This is a genomic window from Sphingomonas flavalba (assembly GCF_047553045.1).
Classification (GTDB): Bacteria; Pseudomonadota; Alphaproteobacteria; order Sphingomonadales; family Sphingomonadaceae; genus Sphingomonas_L; species Sphingomonas_L flavalba_A.
Genome location: NZ_CP180208.1, coordinates 41678 through 57650 on the forward strand (window position 1 = coordinate 41678; position 15973 = coordinate 57650).

General features: G+C 65.0%; 24 protein-coding genes. All 24 read left to right on the forward strand.

From position 1 onward, the window contains the following. Positions 1-12 precede the first annotated feature (12 nt). Entirely contained in the window at positions 13-447 is a 435-nt protein-coding gene (gene rplP, locus ACMT1E_RS00215; protein ID WP_414901442.1) for a 50S ribosomal protein L16, read from the forward strand. Continuing rightward, complete coding sequence (rpmC, locus tag ACMT1E_RS00220) at positions 447-653, forward strand: 50S ribosomal protein L29 (protein ID WP_414901443.1); 207 nt, start codon at positions 447-449, stop codon at positions 651-653. The genes rplP and rpmC overlap by 1 nt, the downstream gene beginning before the upstream one ends. A 12-nt stretch (positions 654-665) precedes the next feature. After that, positions 666-932, forward strand: coding sequence for a 30S ribosomal protein S17 (gene rpsQ, locus ACMT1E_RS00225; RefSeq protein ID WP_136161915.1), 267 nt, complete (start codon positions 666-668; stop codon positions 930-932). 86 nt (positions 933-1018) lie between these two features. Next, entirely contained in the window at positions 1019-1387 is a 369-nt protein-coding gene (gene rplN, locus ACMT1E_RS00230; protein ID WP_414901444.1) for a 50S ribosomal protein L14, read from the forward strand. A 1-nt stretch (position 1388) separates the two neighbouring features. Then, the gene (gene rplX, locus ACMT1E_RS00235) at positions 1389-1709 is read left to right on the forward strand and encodes a 50S ribosomal protein L24 (RefSeq protein WP_414901446.1); all 321 of its coding nucleotides are present in this window, start codon (positions 1389-1391) and stop codon (positions 1707-1709) included. Next, positions 1702-2280, forward strand: coding sequence for a 50S ribosomal protein L5 (gene rplE / locus ACMT1E_RS00240; RefSeq protein ID WP_414901447.1), 579 nt, complete (start codon positions 1702-1704; stop codon positions 2278-2280). The genes rplX and rplE overlap by 8 nt, the downstream gene beginning before the upstream one ends. Positions 2281-2365: 85 nt before the next feature. Continuing rightward, the gene (rpsN, locus tag ACMT1E_RS00245) at positions 2366-2671 is read left to right on the forward strand and encodes a 30S ribosomal protein S14 (RefSeq protein WP_414901449.1); all 306 of its coding nucleotides are present in this window, start codon (positions 2366-2368) and stop codon (positions 2669-2671) included. A 12-nt stretch (positions 2672-2683) separates the two neighbouring features. Next, on the forward strand, positions 2684-3079 hold the full coding sequence (gene rpsH / locus ACMT1E_RS00250; protein ID WP_414901451.1) for a 30S ribosomal protein S8: 396 nt from the start codon (positions 2684-2686) through the stop codon (positions 3077-3079). Beyond that, entirely contained in the window at positions 3079-3612 is a 534-nt protein-coding gene (gene rplF / locus ACMT1E_RS00255) for a 50S ribosomal protein L6 (protein ID WP_414901453.1), read from the forward strand. Before rpsH ends, rplF begins: the two co-directional genes overlap by 1 nt. A gap of 1 nt (position 3613) precedes the next feature. After that, positions 3614-3967 carry a 50S ribosomal protein L18 gene (gene rplR, locus ACMT1E_RS00260; RefSeq protein WP_414901454.1) on the forward strand — a complete coding sequence of 118 codons (354 nt, stop codon included), beginning with the start codon at positions 3614-3616 and terminating at the stop codon, positions 3965-3967. Positions 3968-3969: 2 nt separating this feature from the next. Beyond that, positions 3970-4683 carry a 30S ribosomal protein S5 gene (gene rpsE / locus ACMT1E_RS00265; protein ID WP_414903480.1) on the forward strand — a complete coding sequence of 238 codons (714 nt, stop codon included), beginning with the start codon at positions 3970-3972 and terminating at the stop codon, positions 4681-4683. Positions 4684-4688: 5 nt separating this feature from the next. Continuing rightward, positions 4689-4865: a 50S ribosomal protein L30 gene (gene rpmD / locus ACMT1E_RS00270; RefSeq protein ID WP_414901455.1), complete on the forward strand. Its 177-nt coding sequence runs from the start codon at positions 4689-4691 to the stop codon at positions 4863-4865. Between the two features lie 78 nt (positions 4866-4943). After that, positions 4944-5471, forward strand: a complete 528-nt coding sequence (gene rplO, locus ACMT1E_RS00275) for a 50S ribosomal protein L15 (protein ID WP_414901456.1) — start codon at positions 4944-4946, stop codon at positions 5469-5471. Between the two features lie 150 nt (positions 5472-5621). After that, on the forward strand, positions 5622-6989 hold the full coding sequence (gene secY / locus ACMT1E_RS00280; RefSeq protein ID WP_414901458.1) for a preprotein translocase subunit SecY: 1368 nt from the start codon (positions 5622-5624) through the stop codon (positions 6987-6989). A gap of 31 nt (positions 6990-7020) precedes the next feature. Further along, a complete protein-coding gene (locus ACMT1E_RS00285; protein ID WP_414901460.1) occupies positions 7021-7671 on the forward strand; it encodes an adenylate kinase in 651 nt (216 codons plus the stop codon). 383 nt (positions 7672-8054) lie between these two features. After that, the gene (gene rpsM / locus ACMT1E_RS00290) at positions 8055-8423 is read left to right on the forward strand and encodes a 30S ribosomal protein S13 (RefSeq protein WP_414901461.1); all 369 of its coding nucleotides are present in this window, start codon (positions 8055-8057) and stop codon (positions 8421-8423) included. 92 nt (positions 8424-8515) lie between these two features. After that, positions 8516-8905, forward strand: coding sequence for a 30S ribosomal protein S11 (gene rpsK / locus ACMT1E_RS00295; RefSeq protein ID WP_136161901.1), 390 nt, complete (start codon positions 8516-8518; stop codon positions 8903-8905). An 89-nt stretch (positions 8906-8994) separates the two neighbouring features. Beyond that, positions 8995-10056 (forward strand): DNA-directed RNA polymerase subunit alpha, encoded by a 1062-nt coding sequence (locus ACMT1E_RS00300; RefSeq protein ID WP_414901462.1) that lies wholly within the window; start codon positions 8995-8997, stop codon positions 10054-10056. 103 nt (positions 10057-10159) lie between these two features. Further along, on the forward strand, positions 10160-10579 hold the full coding sequence (gene rplQ / locus ACMT1E_RS00305) for a 50S ribosomal protein L17 (protein WP_136161899.1): 420 nt from the start codon (positions 10160-10162) through the stop codon (positions 10577-10579). 94 nt (positions 10580-10673) lie between these two features. After that, positions 10674-12803: a prolyl oligopeptidase family serine peptidase gene (locus ACMT1E_RS00310; RefSeq protein WP_414901464.1), complete on the forward strand. Its 2130-nt coding sequence runs from the start codon at positions 10674-10676 to the stop codon at positions 12801-12803. A gap of 186 nt (positions 12804-12989) precedes the next feature. After that, entirely contained in the window at positions 12990-13526 is a 537-nt protein-coding gene (locus ACMT1E_RS00315; protein WP_414901465.1) for a hypothetical protein, read from the forward strand. Between the two features lie 45 nt (positions 13527-13571). Next, a complete protein-coding gene (gene guaA / locus ACMT1E_RS00320; protein WP_414901466.1) occupies positions 13572-15131 on the forward strand; it encodes a glutamine-hydrolyzing GMP synthase in 1560 nt (519 codons plus the stop codon). 49 nt (positions 15132-15180) lie between these two features. Continuing rightward, positions 15181-15594 carry an EVE domain-containing protein gene (locus tag ACMT1E_RS00325; RefSeq protein WP_414901467.1) on the forward strand — a complete coding sequence of 138 codons (414 nt, stop codon included), beginning with the start codon at positions 15181-15183 and terminating at the stop codon, positions 15592-15594. Further along, on the forward strand, positions 15591-15938 hold the full coding sequence (locus ACMT1E_RS00330; RefSeq protein ID WP_414901468.1) for an ArsC family reductase: 348 nt from the start codon (positions 15591-15593) through the stop codon (positions 15936-15938). Before ACMT1E_RS00325 ends, ACMT1E_RS00330 begins: the two co-directional genes overlap by 4 nt. Positions 15939-15973 lie beyond the last annotated feature (35 nt).

Below are 15973 nucleotides of genomic sequence, written 5' to 3' on the forward strand. Positions count from 1 at the left end.
GGAACGCGAAAGATGCTGCAACCGAAGCGCACGAAATTCCGCAAGGCCCATAAGGGCCGCATCCACGGCAATGCCCGCGGCGGCACCGATCTGAACTTCGGGTCTTACGGCCTGAAGGCGCTTGAGCCGGACCGGATCACCGCGCGGCAGATCGAGGCGGCCCGCCGCGCGATCACCCGCCACATCAAGCGTCAGGGGCGCTTGTGGATTCGCGTATTCCCGGACGTGCCGGTGTCGTCGAAGCCGGCGGAAGTCCGCATGGGCTCCGGCAAGGGCGCGCCGGAATTCTGGGCTGCCCGGGTCAAGCCCGGCCGTATCCTGTTCGAGCTGGGCGGCGTGCCTGGCCCGATCGCGGCGGTGGCCTTCGCCCGCGCGGCGATGAAGCTGCCGATCAAGACGAAGGTGGTCGCCCGGCTTGGCGACTTCAGCCACCTGGGAGCCGAGTGATGGGCAAGACGACCGAGGATCTGCGGGCCAAGACCGACGATCAGCTGAGCGAGCAGCTCGGCGAGCTGAAGCGCGAGGCGTTCAACCTGCGCTTCCAGGCGGCGACCAGCCAGCTTGAGAAGCCGTCGCGCGTCCGCACCGTGCGGCGTTCGATCGCCCGTATCAAGACTGTCCAGAACGAGCGCGCGCGCTCGGCGGCCAAGTAAGGAAGACGAGACATGCCGAAGCGCGTGCTGACCGGACTGGTAGTGTCCGACAAGACCGACAAGACGGTGGTCGTCCGGGTGGAGCGCAAGGTCAAGCACCCGCTCTACGGCAAGATCATTCGTCGTTCGAAGAAGTATCACGCCCATGACGAGGGCAACGCCTATCACGAGGGCGACACGGTCCGTATCGAAGAGACCGCGCCGATCTCGAAGCTGAAGACGTGGAAGGTCGTCGACCGGATCGAGGTCGGCAAGACCCCGGAGGCGGTTGAAGTCTAGGTTTTGCGCTCCCGCCCAGGCGGGGCCAAATGTTACGGGAAACGGGCCGGCGCGGATGCGGCGGTCGATGAGAAGGAAGCGGATCCATGATCCAGATGCAGTCCAATCTCGATGTCGCCGATAATTCGGGCGCGAAGCGGGTGCAGTGCATCAAGGTGCTGGGCGGGTCGAAGCGGCGCTTTGCGGGTGTCGGCGACATCATCGTCGTGTCCGTCAAGGAAGCGGCGCCGCGCGGCAAGGTGAAGAAGGGCGATGTGCATCGCGCGATCATCGTCCGCACCGCCAAGGACATTCATCGGCCGGACGGTTCGACCATCCGGTTCGATTCGAACGCGGCGGTGCTGGTCAACAAGAACGAGGAGCCGATCGGCACCCGTATCTTCGGGCCGGTCGTCCGCGAACTGCGTGCGAGGAAGCACATGAAGATCATCAGTCTCGCGCCGGAGGTGCTGTAAAATGGCCGCGGCCAAGATCAAGAAAGGCGATATCGTTGTCGTCCTGTCCGGCAAGGACAAGGGGCGCAGCGGTGAGGTGACGAAGTCGCTGCCGAAGGATGGTAAGGTCATCGTCGCCGGCATCAACGTCGCCGTGCGCCACCGCAAGCCGGACCAGGCCAACCCGCAGGGTGGGCTGGAACGGCGCGAAGCGCCGCTGCATGTGTCGAAGGTCGCCGTCGCCGATCCCAAGACGGGCAAGGCGACCCGCGTCCGTTTTGAAGTGCGAGACGGCAAGAAGGTCCGCGTGGCCGTGAAGTCCGGGGAGGTCATCAGTGGCTGACGCTTATGTTCCGCGCCTGAAGCAGCAGTATGACGCCAGCATCGCCAAGGCGATGATGGCGAAGTTCGGCTACAAGAACGCGCTGGAGATTCCGCGCATCTCGAAGATCGTGCTCAACATGGGCGTCGGTGAGGCGACCCAGGACAAGAAGAAGGTCGAGACGGCCGCTTCCGAGATGGAGGCGATCGCCGGCCAGAAGCCGGTCATCACCAAGGCGAAGAAGTCGGTCGCCAGCTTCAAGCTGCGCGAAGGCATGCCGATCGGCGTCAAGGTGACCCTGCGCCGCGAGCGGATGTACGAGTTTCTCGACCGGCTGATCACAATCGCGCTGCCGCGCGTTCGCGACTTTCGCGGGTTGAACCCGAAGTCGTTCGACGGCCGCGGCAATTACGCGATGGGCCTGAAGGAGCAGCTGGTGTTTCCGGAGATCAACTATGACCGCATTGATACGGTGCGTGGCATGGACGTGATCGTGGCGACGACGGCGAAGACGGACGAAGAGGCGCGCGAGCTGCTGCGCCTGTTCGGTTTCCCGTTCCCGCAGGATGCCGAGCAGGCCAAGGCGGCCTGACCGATTTCCCCGGTCACGGCCGGGGAGCTGAAACTAAGGACTCCGGCCCGGCCGGAACGGTAAGTAGGAAAAGAGAACTTAAGTCATGGCGAAACTGAGTTCGATCAACAAGAACGAGCGGCGGAAGAAGCTCGTGAAGCAGTATGCCGGCAAATACGCCCGGCTGCGTGCGATCGCGGACGACGAGTCGAAGGACGAGACCGAGCGGCTGATCGCGCGTCTGAAGATGGCTGAACTGCCGCGCAACGCGAACCCGACCCGGATTCGCAACCGTTGCGAGGTGACCGGTCGTCCGCGCGGCTATTACCGCAAATTCCGCCTTTGCCGTGTGCAGCTGCGTGATCTGGCCAACAAGGGCCTGATCCCGGGTGTCACGAAGTCGAGCTGGTAAGGGGCCCAAGACATGGCATTGACCGATCCCCTGGGTGATCTGCTCACCCGCATCCGCAACGGCCAGCGCGCGCGCAAGGACAGCGTCGTTTCGCCCGGATCGAAGCTGCGCGCCCGCGTGCTCGATGTGCTGCAGCGCGAAGGCTATATTCGCGGCTACAGCGAGGAAGAGGTGGGCGGCCACAGCGGCCTGCGCATCGAACTGAAATATTTCGAGGGCCAGCCGGCGATCCAGCATGTCGCCCGCGTGTCCAAGCCGGGTCGCCGTGTCTATTCCGGCTCGAAGGAACTGCCGCGGGTCCGCAACGGCCTGGGCATCACCATCGTGTCGACGCCGCGTGGTGTTCTGTCCGACGCAGAGGCGCGGGACCAGAATGTCGGCGGCGAAGTGCTGGCGGAGGTGTTCTGATGAGCCGCATCGGTAAGAAGCCGGTCGTCGTGCCCGCCGGCGTCAGCGCGTCGATCGACGCCGGGACGCTGTCGGTCAAGGGGCCGAAGGGTACGCTGTCGATGGCGATGGTCGACGACATCAGCTATGGCATCGAGGACGGCCAGATCGTCGTCGCTCCGGCGAACGAGACCAAGCGCGCGCGCGCCTTCTGGGGCATGCACCGCACTCTGGTGCAGAACCTCGTCACTGGCGTGACCGAAGGGTTCAGCAAGACGCTTGAGATCAACGGTGTCGGCTACCGTGCGAACCTTCAGGGCAAGAACCTGAAGCTGCAGCTTGGCTTCAGCCACGACGTCGATTTCGCGGTGCCGGAAGGCATCACGATCGTGACGCCGGATCAGACGACGGTACAGATTTCCGGCATCGACAAGCAGAAGGTTGGTCAGATCGCCGCCGAGATCCGCCGCTGGCGTAAGCCGGAGCCGTATAAGGGCAAGGGCATCAAGTATCGCGGCGAGTTCATCTTCCGCAAGGAAGGGAAGAAGAAGTAAGATGGCAAAGCTTTCCCTTTTCGCCCGTCGCCGTCAGCGCGTCCGCACCTCGCTCCGCGCGCGCGGCGGTTCGCGTCCCCGGTTGTCGATCCATCGTTCGGGCCGGCATATCTATGCGCAGGTCATCGACGACAGCGCGGGCCGGACGGTCGCGGCCGCCTCGACTTTGGACAAGGATGTCCGGGGCAAGGCCGGCGCCACCGCCGAAGCGGCCGCCGATGTCGGCAAGCGCGTTGCCGCTGCCGCCAGGAAGGCGGGCGTCACCCAGGTGGTGTTCGATCGCGGCGGCTTCCTGTTTCACGGACGCGTCAAGGCGCTGGCGGATGCCGCGCGTGAAGGCGGATTGGAGTTCTGATGATGGCTGACGAGACCCAGAACCAGCCGGGAGCGGCGGTCGAGGCTGCAGCGACGGCGCCGGCACCCGAAGGGCGGCAGGGACGCGGTTCGCGCGGCGGGCGCGGCGGGCGTGGTGGTCGCGAAGGCGGCAATCGCGGTCGGCGCGACGATCGGCGCGGCGGTGCCCAGGAAGAGGGCGGCGAGGAGCTGATCGAGAAGCTGGTCCACATCAATCGCGTCTCCAAGACGGTGAAGGGTGGTAAGCGCTTCGGTTTCGCGGCGTTGGTCGTCGTCGGCGACGGCCATGGCCGGGTTGGCTTCGGCCATGGCAAGGCGCGTGAAGTGCCGGAAGCGATCTCGAAGGCAACCGCGTCCGCGCGCAAGAAGATGGTGCGCGTGCCGCTGCGCGAAGGCCGCACGCTCCATCACGACGGCGCCGGTCGTTTCGGTGCCGGTCGGGTTTACGTCCGCTCGGCGCCGCAGGGCACGGGCATCATTGCCGGCGGCCCGATGCGCGCGGTGTTCGAAAGCCTGGGTGTTGCCGACGTGGTAACCAAGTCGATAGGCACGTCGAACCCGTACAACATGATCCGGGCGACCTTCGAGGCGCTCGGCGACCAGACCAGCCCCAAGGCGGTGGCGCAGCGGCGCGGCAAGAAGATTGCCGATCTGCTTGGCCGTGGCGGGGCGGACAAGGCGACGGCCCAGGCCGACGCCGAAGCGATCACGGAGTGACGAGCGTGGCGAAGATCAGGATCAAGCAGGTCGGTTCGCCGATCCGCCGGACCAAGGACCAGCGCGCGACGCTGATCGGCCTTGGGCTGAACCGACTGCACAAGGTTTCGGAGCTGGAAGACAGCGCCGAAGTCCGCGGCATGATCCGCAAGGTGCAGCACATGGTCGAGGTGCAGGGCTGACACCCTGGTCGCGCGGGGCGTCGTCCCGCCGCCTTATTCTTTGACCTGGCGCGATAAAAGCGAAAGCGAGTGCAAGACATGAAACTGAACGACATCCGCGACAATTCGGGCGCCCGCAAGGGCCGGATGCGCGTCGGCCGGGGCATCGGCTCCGGCAAGGGCAAGACCGCCGGGCGTGGCCAGAAGGGTCAGAAGAGCCGGGAAGGCGTCTCGATCAAGGGCTTCGAAGGCGGCCAGATGCCGCTCCACATGCGGTTGCCGAAGCGTGGTTTCAACAACATCTTCGCCAAGGATTATGCCGAGGTGAATCTCGGCGTAATCCAGAAGCTTGTTGACGCGAAGACGCTGGATGCCAAGGCCGTTGTCGACCATGCCGCGCTGAAGGCGGCGGGGGTCGCCCGCGGCGGCAAGGACGGCGTTCGTATTTTGGGCAAGGGAACGTTCTCCGCGAAGCTGGCGTTCAACGTCGCCGGCGTGTCGAAGGGCGCGCGCGAGGCGATCGAGAAGGCCGGCGGTTCCGTCGAGGTGATTGTCGTTGTGCCGGCTGCCGAGAAGGCTGCGGCCAAGAAGAACAGCGTCCGCGACGCGAAGAAGGCCAAGGGCTGAAGCGCGTCCCGTCGCGTCTGTCGCGTTCGGGCTTAGACAAGCGCGACGCCGACACTATATGAGGCGGCGGGGGGCAGGGATGCCTTCCGCCGTCTTTTCGTTTCGAGCATCCGGTCGCATCGGACCGGCACAGATTTCGAGGAACAGTCCGTGGCATCAAGAGCCGATTCGGTGACGCCCAGCCTGAACCTGTCCAAATTCGGGCAGGCGACGGAGCTGAAGAAACGGCTTTGGTTCACGATTGCCGCTCTGGTGGTGTTCCGCCTGCTCAGCTTCGTGCCGCTGCCGGGTATCGATCCGACCGCACTGTCCGCTCTCGCCGAGCAGACCAAGGGCGGTGTACTCGACTTCCTCAACACTTTCTCCGGCGGTTCGCTCAGCCGCATGTCGCTGGTCGCGCTAGGGGTGATGCCGTACATCACCGCGTCGATCGTCGTTCAGCTCGCCAGTTCGTTGTCGCCGACCCTGGCGGCGATCAAGAAGGAAGGCGAGAGCGGGCGCAAGCGGCTGAACCAGTACACCCGCTACGGCACCGTCGGTCTAGCCGCGATCCAGGGCTATTTCATTGCCGTCGGATTGGAGAGTTTTGGCGCGTCTCAAGGACTGGCGGCGGTCGTCGATCCCGGCATGCTTTTCCGCATATCGGCGGTGATCAGCCTTGTCGGCGGCACGATGTTCCTGATGTGGATCGGCGAGCAGATTACCAGTCGGGGCGTCGGCAACGGCGTGTCGCTGATCATCATGGCCGGCATCATCGCCGAATTGCCGACGTCTTTCTCCAACCTGTTCGAGGGCGGGCGGACCGGCAACATCTCCGGCTTGTTGATCACCGGCGTGCTGGTGATGGCCCTGGGCCTGGTCGCAATCATGTGCTTCGTCGAGCAGGGGCAGCGCCGCGTGCTGATCCAGTATCCGAAGCGTCAGACCCAGCGCGGGATGATGCAGGCCGATCGCAGCCACCTGCCGTTGAAGATCAACACCGCGAACGTCATTCCGCCGATCTTTGCATCGTCGTTGCTGCTGATGCCGCTGACGATTACGCAGTTTGCCGGTCAGCGCGTCGCGGGCGAGAGCATGTGGGGCGACTTTGTCATCTCGCTGAACCAGTATCTGCAGCACGGTTCGCCGATGTATATGCTGCTTTATGGCGGCGGCATCCTGTTCTTCACGTTTTTCTACACCGCGGTCGTGTTCAATCCAGAGGAGACGGCCGACAATCTGAAGCGGAACGGCGGGTTCATTCCCGGCATCCGCCCCGGCAAGAATACGGCTGATTATCTCGATTACGTGCTGACCCGGATCACGGTGATCGGCGCGATCTATCTGACGCTGATCTGCCTGGTGCCGGAATATCTGATCGCCAGCGCCGGCATTCCCTTTTATCTGGGCGGCACCAGCCTGCTGATCGTCGTCAACGTCACGGTCGACACGGTTGCCCAGATGCAGAGCCACATGCTGGCTCATCAGTATGGCGACCTGATCAAGAAGGCGAAGCTGAAGGGCGGCAAGTTGCGTTGAATGCATTGGCGGTGATGGGGGACATACGCTCGTGAATATCATCCTGCTTGGTCCGCCGGGGGCGGGGAAGGGGACCCAGGCGAACCGCCTCGTCGAGGAACGGGGCATGGTGCAGCTTTCGACCGGCGACATGCTGCGCGCGGCGGTTAAGGCGGGCACGCCCGTTGGCCTGAAGGCGAAAGCCATCATGGAGTCGGGCGGCCTGGTGTCCGATGCGGTGGTTTCCGAACTGATCGGTGACAAGCTCGATTCGCTGCCGTCTGGTGCCGGGGCGATCTTCGACGGGTATCCCCGCACCGCCGCTCAGGCCGAGTCGCTTGATACCATTCTCACCGAACGCGGCCGTCAACTCGATCACGTCATCGAACTGGTGGTGGATGAGGACGCGCTGGTCGATCGCATAGAGGGGCGTTTTACCTGCGCCAAATGCGGCGAGGGGTATCACGACCGCTACAAACAGCCGAAGGTCGCCGGGGTGTGCGATGTCTGCGGTGCGGTGGAATTCAAGCGCCGGCCCGACGACAATGCCGAAACGGTGCGTACCCGCCTTGCGGAATACCGCGCCAAGACCGCGCCGATCCTGCCGATTTATGAGACGCGTGGGCTGGTCTCCCGCGTCGATGGCATGGCGGACATCGGCGAGGTCAGTGCCGCGATCGAGGCGATCCTCGACAGGGGGTGACCGACGCTTCGCATCATTAACGCGATTTCATTGCCGGCCCAGAAACGCGCCATGGGACCTGGGGCATAAGGTCACTGCGCATCGGGGTCTTCCCGGCCGCGCATGATGACTCCCATCGTGTTGTTACCTGCGGCGGACCCAGCGTGGTCCGCCGCTTCTGTCCATGCCGGACCCGACGGGCGGAACCCCTTATGCTGGCGACGAAACCTGCTTTGGGCTGCTTGACAGCGGCCGCTGGCTCTCCTAGATCGCCCGCACCCCGAAACCACGGTCATCCCGGCGGCGAATCCGTTCGCGCGCCGGGTGTGTGCGTTTCCCCGGGGGATGACGCGTTGAGATGGGTCGGCCAGCCAATCGGCCCGTGGAGCAGGAGAAAAATCTACATGGCACGTATCGCGGGGGTGAACATCCCCACCAACAAGCGCGTTGTCATCGCGCTGACCTACATCCACGGCATCGGCCGGACCAAGGCGGTTGAGATCGCCGATAAGCTCGGCATTGCGCATGAGCGCCGGGTGCAGGACCTGTCGGATCAGGAAGTTCTGCAGATCCGCGAGACCATCGACGCTGACCACACGGTTGAGGGCGACCTGCGTCGCCAGACCGCGGTCAACATCAAGCGGCTGATGGATCTGGCCTGCTATCGCGGCCTGCGCCATCGCAAGGGCCTGCCGGTGCGCGGCCAGCGGACCCACACCAACGCCCGTACCCGCAAGGGCAAGGCGAAGCCGATCGCGGGCAAGAAGAAGTAAGGGCGCGTCCTGCGGGACGTTTTCAGGCTTCTTCCCTTCCGTGGAGACCAAGGTCTCCATAGGCACCACGGAATTTCAGGTCAGGATTTGAGATGGCACGTGAACCTCAGCGCATCAAACGGCGCGAGCGCAAGAACATCACTGCCGGCGTCGCTCATGTGAACGCCAGCTTCAACAACACGATGATCACCATCACCGACGCCCAGGGCAATGCGATCAGCTGGTCCTCGGCCGGGATGATGGGCTTCAAGGGCAGCCGCAAGTCGACGCCTTACGCCGCGCAGGTCGCGGCGGAAGATGCCGGCAAGAAGGCTGCTGATCACGGCGTCCGCACCCTTGAGGTCGAAGTGAAAGGCCCCGGCTCCGGCCGCGAGTCGGCGCTGCGTGCGCTGCAGGCGGTCGGCTTCCAGATCACCTCGATCCGCGACGTGACGCCGATCCCGCATAACGGCGTTCGCCCGTCGAAGCGCCGCCGCGTCTAATCGTGGCCGTCGGCGGCCCGCTTTGGGCCGTCCCGTTTGTTACCGGCCGGGGCGGACGCGCCCCCGCCCAACTGCCCGAGGGGAATACCGTGGCTGTGAATTCCAAAAACTGGCAGGAACTGAAGAAGCCGAACGGCCTTGAGAAGAAGCCGGGCGGCGACGGTAAGCGCAAGGCGACCTTCGTCGCCGAGCCGCTTGAGCGCGGGTTTGGCCTGACGCTCGGCAATGCGTTGCGCCGTGTGCTGCTGTCGTCGCTTCAGGGCGCTGCCGTCACCTCGATCAAGATCGAGAATGTGCTGCACGAATTCTCGTCGCTTGCCGGCGTCCGTGAGGACGTGACCGACATGGTGCTGAACGTGAAGCAGGTGGCGCTGCGTATGCAGGGCGAAGGGCCGAAGCGGCTTCAGCTGTCGGCAACTGGTCCCGGCCCGGTCACCGCCGGAGACATCGCGGTTTCGGGCGACATCGAGGTGATGAACCCCGAACTGGTCATCTGCCATCTCGACGATGGTGCGACGCTGAACATGGAACTGACCGCCGATGTCGGCAAGGGCTATGTCGCGGCGGTCGCCAATCGTCCGGCGGATGCGCCGATCGGCCTGATCCCGATCGACGCGCTCTACTCGCCGGTTCGTCAGGTTGCCTACAAGGTCGAGAATACCCGCGTCGGGCAGGAGCTCGATTATGACAAGCTGACGCTGACCATCGATACCGACGGCACGGTCACGCCGGAGGACGCCGTTGCCTATGCGGCGCGCATTCTGCAGGATCAGCTCCAGCTGTTCGTCCACTTTGACGACGGCCTGGCCCCGGCCACCGGCACGATTGGTCACGCCGCTCCGGCCCAGACCGATCAGGCGGGTGATTCGAACCAGCTCAACCGCTATCTGCTGAAGAAGGTCGACGAGCTCGAACTGTCGGTGCGTTCGGCCAACTGCCTGAAGAACGACAACATCATCTACATCGGCGATCTGGTTCAGAAGACCGAGGCGGAGATGCTGCGCACCCCGAATTTCGGTCGCAAGTCGCTGAACGAGATCAAGGAAGTGCTGTCGTCGATGGGGCTGCGCCTCGGCATGGAAATCCCCGGCTGGCCGCCGGAGAATATCGAGGAAATGGCGAAGAAGCTGGAACAGGACATCATGGGCTGATCGCCCGGTCTGTTCCGCTTGCAGGGGTTTCGGCGGTGCCCCGTTTCTTCACCGCCTGGTCCAGGGTGCCTGACACGGCCCTCGAACGAACGGAGTAACGACTATGCGCCATCGTGTTGGCGGACGGAAGCTGCAGCGGACCTCGTCGCATCGCGCCGCCTTGTTCCGCAATCTCGCGGCTGCGCTCATCAAGCATGAGCAGATCACCACGACGACTGCGAAGGCGAAGGAGCTTCGTCCCTATGTGGAGAAGCTGGTGACGCTCGCCAAGAAGGGCGGCCTGTCCAACCGCCGCCTCGCCCACAGCCGGCTGCTGGACGATACGCAGTTGAAGAAGCTGTTCGATGTGATCGGCCCGCGCTACGCGGATCGCAACGGTGGATACACCCGCATCGTCAAGGCCGGCATCCGCCCGTCCGACGCCGCACCGATCGCGATCATCGAATTCGTCGACCGCGACGTCAGTGCCAAGGGCCAGGATTCCGGCCCGGTGCAGGGCGAAGAGATCGACGAAGCCGCCTGATCCGGCTTCGTTCGGCGTCTCCATGCCGGCACGGCTTGAGTGAAAGGCCGCGGGTGCTACGCTCGCGGCCTTTCTCATGCCCGGAAAGGCAAGCATGCGCCGCTCATTCCTTCTTGCTCTGTTACTTGGCAGCCCGATGACCCAGCTTGCCGCCGCTGTACCCGCTTACCCGGTCACCGCGCGTGACGCGGTTGTCGATACGTTGTTCGGCGTCGCGGTCGCCGATCCTTATCGCTGGCTCGAAAACGATGTGCGCACCGACACCAGGGTGCGGCAATGGGTGGGCGCGCAGAATGCGGTGACCAATGGCTATCTGGAAACCCTGCCTGGGCGTGCGGTTTTCCGTCAGCGGCTTACCGCCCTGCTCGACTATGAGCGTTTCGGTCTGCCGCGAAAGAAAGGCGGCCGCTATTTCTATACCCATAATAGCGGCCTGCAGAATCAGGCGCCGCTCTACGTCCGCGATACCATCGAAGCCCCGGGCCGTCTGCTGCTGGACCCGAATGCGTGGGCGGCGGATGGCGCGACCGCGCTGGCGGACTGGCAACCGTCGGAAGACGGCCGCCATGTCGCCTATGCGGTGCAGGACGGCGGCAGCGACTGGCGGACGATCAAGGTGCTCGACGTCGCTACGGCCCAGCCGACCGCCGATACTGTCGCCTGGGTGAAGTTCTCCGGCATCGCATGGGCCGCCGATGGCTCCGGTTTTTACTATTCGCGCTTCGCGGCGCCGGCGGCCGGGGATGAGTTTCAGGCGCCCAACGAGAATCAGGCGGTCTATTTTCACCGCCTCGGCACGTCGCAAGAGCAGGATCGCAAGGTCTACGCGACGCCCGACCGGCCGAAGCTCGGCCATCATGCCCAGGTGTCCGACGACGGGCGCTGGCTGGTCATCACCTCGTCCGAAGGGACGGACGACCGCTACGAGATCACCGTTCTGGATCTGCGCCGGCCCGACGCACCGCCGCGCACGCTGATCCCCGGCCTGGTCAACAACTGGTCGTTCATCGGCAGTGTCGGCAAGAAGCTGTATTTTGTTACCAATGCCGCCGCGCCGAAGCTGAAGGTGGCGATGATCGACCTGGCAGAGCGTGACGTGCGGCCGGTGGTGCTGGTGGCGGAGGACATGGCGACGCTGGACGGCGCCGCCCTCGTCGGCGACACGCTGATCCTGTCCTATCTGGTCGATGCGAAAAGCGAGGTCCGTCGCTACAGCCTGACGGGTAAGCCGCTTGGCGCGATTGCGCTGCCGGGCATCGGCAGCGCCGGTGGCTTCAATGGCAAGGCCGGCGACCCCGAAACCTTCTTCGCCTTCACCAGCTTCGCCACGCCGACCACGATTTATCGCTATGACGCGCGCAGCGGGCGGCAGGTGCCGTGGGCGGTGCCCAAGGTGGCGTTTGATCCGGCCGATTATAGTGTCGAGCAGCGCTTCTTTGCGTCGAAGGACGGCACCAGGGTGCCGATGTTCGTCGTCCACAAGAAGGGGCTGGACCTGTCGGCGGGCGCGCCGACGTTGCTCTACGGCTATGGCGGGTTCAACATCTCGCTGCCGCCGGCCTTCTCGACGACGCGGCTGGCGTGGATGGAGCAGGGCGGGGTGCTGGCCGTCGCCAACCTGCGCGGCGGCGGTGAATATGGCAAGGAATGGCACGATGCCGGCCGTCTTGCCAACAAGCAGAACGTGTTCGACGACTTCATCGCCGCCGGGGAATATCTGATCGCCGAAGGCTTCACGACCAGGGCGAAACTGGCGATTCAGGGCGGGTCCAACGGCGGCCTGCTGGTCGGCGCGGTGGTCAACCAGCGGCCCGACCTGTTCGCCGCCGCGCTCCCCGCTGTCGGCGTCATGGACATGCTGCGCTTCGATCGCTTCACGGCTGGCCGCTATTGGGTCGACGATTATGGTTATCCGGCGAAAGAGGCGGACTTCCATGTGCTGCGCGCCTATTCGCCCTATCACAACATCGTTGGTGGGCGGGATTATCCGGCAATTCTCATCACCACCGCCGACACCGATGATCGCGTTGTTCCGGGCCATAGCTTCAAATATGCCGCTGCGCTCCAGGCGGCGGCACTTGGCGACAAGCCACGCCTGATCCGCATCGAGACGCGCGCTGGCCATGGTTCCGGCAAGCCGACCGACAAGATCATCGAGGAAGCGGCCGACCAATGGGCGTTTATCGCGCGGTGGACCGGCATGACGGTCGCCGCGCCCGAATAGAATTGGTCCTGTTCACGCGGGACCGGGGCATTGTCCCGCCCGGCCGTCCATATGATGCTGCCGGGACCGGCGGGGAATGCCGGTGTCGATCCCGGCGCCCCCAGGCGCAGTTCATCGCCGGGACAGCGGAACCGGTTTATCCCGATGATGCTTTACGACTCGACTGTTGATCGGAAGGATCATGCGATGGTCAGGTTGGGTATATCCGTTGTCGCCTTGGCCTTCGCGGCGCCGCTCGCCGCGCAGGTTGAATCGGTGCCGCTGCCGCCTTCCTCGGTGGCTGATGACCGGCCGGACGCGGCGCTGAGCCGCGACATCGGTCGCGCCGCCGGGGCAATGGCGGTCGCCGCCGGCCGAGTTGCCGCGGATGCGAAGGGCGCGGCGCGCGCCGCAAAGCACGAATTTCGCCGTGGTTTCGCGGAAGGCGCCAGCGCGCAACCGCCGTCCGAACGCCTCGCTCCGCCGCCGATCCGCTATGAGGAGGAGGCGGTAGACGCCTGCGCTGCCGCCGCGGAGGAGGAAGGGCTGGCGATCGCCCGGCTCGCCGCGGTTCGCGACATCCTGCGTGTCGGAGCCGGGCGTTACGGTTGGGACATCGAAGGTACGATCGACCTGCGCGACAGCTATCTGGAACGGCGAGGCCCGCCGTTGCGGTTCGTTTGTGCGGTTCGTGACGGTGGTATCGCCGATCTTCGCCTTGGCGACAGTCTGGCGCGGCGCTGACGCGACGGGGCTTCCCCCGCGCGCGTCATCTGCTAACAGCCGCGGATGACCGATGCCGCGCACGACACCATCCTGATCATCGATTTCGGCAGCCAGGTGACCCAGTTGATCGCGCGCCGGGTGCGCGAGGCCGGGGTCTACAGCGAAATCGCGCCGTTCAACGCCGCCGCCGAGGTTTTCGCGCGGCTGAAACCCCGGGGGATCATCCTGTCGGGCGGCCCCAATTCGGTCGTCGGCATCGATCCGCCGATGCCGCCGCAGGCTGTCTGGGACGCGGGCTTGCCTGTCCTTGGTATCTGCTATGGTCAGCAGGCGATGGCGCAGGCGCTGGGCGGCACCGTCCATGCCGGCGACAGCGGCGAATTCGGCCGCGCCTTCATCGAGGTTGCCGAAGATTGCGCCTTGTTCGACGGGCTGTGGCAACCCGGCGAGCGGCATCAGGTGTGGATGAGCCATGGCGACAAGGTCGACGCGCTTCCGTCCGGCTTCCGTCCGGTCGCGCGGTCGGAAGGGGCGCCCTATGCCGCGATCGCCGACGAAAGCCGCCATTTCTATGGCGTCCAGTTCCACCCGGAGGTGGTGCACACGCCGGACGGCGCCAGGCTGATCGCCAATTTCGCCCGCCATGTCTGCGGTCTTTCGGGCGACTGGTCGATGGCGGAGTTCCGGGCCACCAAGATCGCCGAGATCCGGGCGCAGGTCGGCGAGGGCAGGGTGATCTGCGGCTTGTCCGGCGGCGTCGATTCGGCGGTGGCGGCGGTGCTGATCCACGAGGCGATCGGCGACCAGTTGACCTGCGTCTTCGTCGACCATGGCCTGATGCGGCTGGGTGAGGCAGAACAGGTCGTCAGCCTGTTTCGCGGCCACTACAATATCCCGCTCGTCCACGTCGACGCGAGCGAGACCTTCCTCGGCGGGCTGGCCGGCGTGTCCGACCCGGAAGCGAAGCGCAAGTTCATCGGCAAGGCGTTCATCGACCTGTTCGAGGGCGAGGCGAAGAAGATCGGCGGCGCCGACTTCCTCGCACAGGGCACGCTCTACCCCGACGTGATCGAAAGCGTCAGCTTCACCGGCGGGCCAAGCGTGACGATCAAGAGCCACCACAATGTCGGTGGCCTGCCGGAGCGGATGAACATGCAGCTGGTCGAGCCGCTGCGCGAGCTGTTCAAGGACGAGGTGCGCGCGCTCGGTCGCGAACTGGGCCTGCCAGAGGTTTTCGTCGGCCGCCATCCGTTCCCCGGCCCCGGCCTTGCCATCCGCATTCCCGGTGCGGTGACCAGGGAGAAATGCGACATCCTGCGCAAGGCCGACGCGGTCTACCTCGACGAGATCCGCAAGGCCGGGTTGTACGATGCGATCTGGCAGGCGTTCGCCGTGCTGCTGCCGGTCAAGACCGTCGGCGTGATGGGGGATGGACGCACCTACGACCATGTTTGCGCGTTGCGCGCCGTCACCTCGACCGACGGCATGACCGCCGATGTCTATCCGTTCGAAAGCGCCTTTCTGAGCGCGGTCGCCACCCGCATCGTCAACGAGGTGCAGGGCATCAACCGGGTCGTCTACGACTACACGTCCAAACCGCCCGGCACGATCGAGTGGGAATGACGGGGCTTCATGCCCCGTCGCTCGGGCGGACACGGAAGGGAGGCAGGGCATGGCGCATTGGCTGATCAAGTCGGAGCCGGTCAAATATAGCTGGGCCGATCTGGTCCGCGATGGCGAGACGATCTGGGACGGGGTGCGCAACAACCAGGCCGCGCTCTACCTGAAGGCGATGAAGGTCGGCGACGAGCTGCTCTACTATCATTCCAATGAGGGGCTGGAGGTCGTCGGCATCGCGAAGGTGGTGAAAGAACATTTCATCGACCCGACCGATCCGAAGGCGCGCTTCGTCGCGGTGTCGGTCGCGCCGGTGCGGCCGTTGCCGCAGCCGGTGTCGCTGAAGGCGATGAAGGCGGAGCCGAAGCTGGCCGGGATGGCGATGTTCCGCCAGTTCCGCCTGTCGGTGACGCCGGTCGGCGACGCCGAATGGGCGACGATCCTTGCGATGGGAGGGGATGCGGCATGACCGTCACCCTGTACGGCATCAAGAATTGCGACACGATCAAGAAGGCGCGAACCTGGCTTGAGGGGCACGGCGTCGCCTATGCCTTTCACGACTACAAGACGGCGGGGATCGATGCCGCCCGGCTGAACGGCTGGGTTGCCGAGCTGGGCTGGGAGACGGTGCTGAACCGGGCGGGCACGACGTTCCGCAAGCTGCCGGAGGCGGACCGGACCGGGCTGGACGCGGGCAAGGCGGTGGCGCTGATGCTGGCGCAGCCGTCGATGATCAAGCGGCCGATGCTCGACCGGGGCGACCGGCGGGTCGCCGGGTTCAAGCCGGACATCTACGCCGCGCTGTTCGGCTAGGCTGGTCACGCGCCGGCCGGCATCGTAAGGCGGCG

Coding starts and splice junctions, on each gene's coding strand:
- rplN (WP_414901444.1), top strand. CDS start 1,019: ATGATCCAGATGCAGTCCAATCTCGATGTCGCCGATAATTCGGGCGCG.
- rplF (WP_414901453.1), top strand. CDS start 3,079: ATGAGCCGCATCGGTAAGAAGCCGGTCGTCGTGCCCGCCGGCGTCAGC.
- rpsQ (WP_136161915.1), top strand. CDS start 666: ATGCCGAAGCGCGTGCTGACCGGACTGGTAGTGTCCGACAAGACCGAC.
- rpsN (WP_414901449.1), top strand. CDS start 2,366: ATGGCGAAACTGAGTTCGATCAACAAGAACGAGCGGCGGAAGAAGCTC.
- rpmC (WP_414901443.1), top strand. CDS start 447: ATGGGCAAGACGACCGAGGATCTGCGGGCCAAGACCGACGATCAGCTG.
- rplQ (WP_136161899.1), top strand. CDS start 10,160: ATGCGCCATCGTGTTGGCGGACGGAAGCTGCAGCGGACCTCGTCGCAT.
- rpsK (WP_136161901.1), top strand. CDS start 8,516: ATGGCACGTGAACCTCAGCGCATCAAACGGCGCGAGCGCAAGAACATC.
- rpsH (WP_414901451.1), top strand. CDS start 2,684: ATGGCATTGACCGATCCCCTGGGTGATCTGCTCACCCGCATCCGCAAC.
- ACMT1E_RS00310 (WP_414901464.1), top strand. CDS start 10,674: ATGCGCCGCTCATTCCTTCTTGCTCTGTTACTTGGCAGCCCGATGACC.
- ACMT1E_RS00325 (WP_414901467.1), top strand. CDS start 15,181: ATGGCGCATTGGCTGATCAAGTCGGAGCCGGTCAAATATAGCTGGGCC.
- ACMT1E_RS00315 (WP_414901465.1), top strand. CDS start 12,990: ATGGTCAGGTTGGGTATATCCGTTGTCGCCTTGGCCTTCGCGGCGCCG.
- rpsM (WP_414901461.1), top strand. CDS start 8,055: ATGGCACGTATCGCGGGGGTGAACATCCCCACCAACAAGCGCGTTGTC.
- guaA (WP_414901466.1), top strand. CDS start 13,572: ATGACCGATGCCGCGCACGACACCATCCTGATCATCGATTTCGGCAGC.
- rplR (WP_414901454.1), top strand. CDS start 3,614: ATGGCAAAGCTTTCCCTTTTCGCCCGTCGCCGTCAGCGCGTCCGCACC.
- rplX (WP_414901446.1), top strand. CDS start 1,389: ATGGCCGCGGCCAAGATCAAGAAAGGCGATATCGTTGTCGTCCTGTCC.
- rplP (WP_414901442.1), top strand. CDS start 13: ATGCTGCAACCGAAGCGCACGAAATTCCGCAAGGCCCATAAGGGCCGC.
- rplO (WP_414901456.1), top strand. CDS start 4,944: ATGAAACTGAACGACATCCGCGACAATTCGGGCGCCCGCAAGGGCCGG.
- rpsE (WP_414903480.1), top strand. CDS start 3,970: ATGGCTGACGAGACCCAGAACCAGCCGGGAGCGGCGGTCGAGGCTGCA.
- ACMT1E_RS00330 (WP_414901468.1), top strand. CDS start 15,591: ATGACCGTCACCCTGTACGGCATCAAGAATTGCGACACGATCAAGAAG.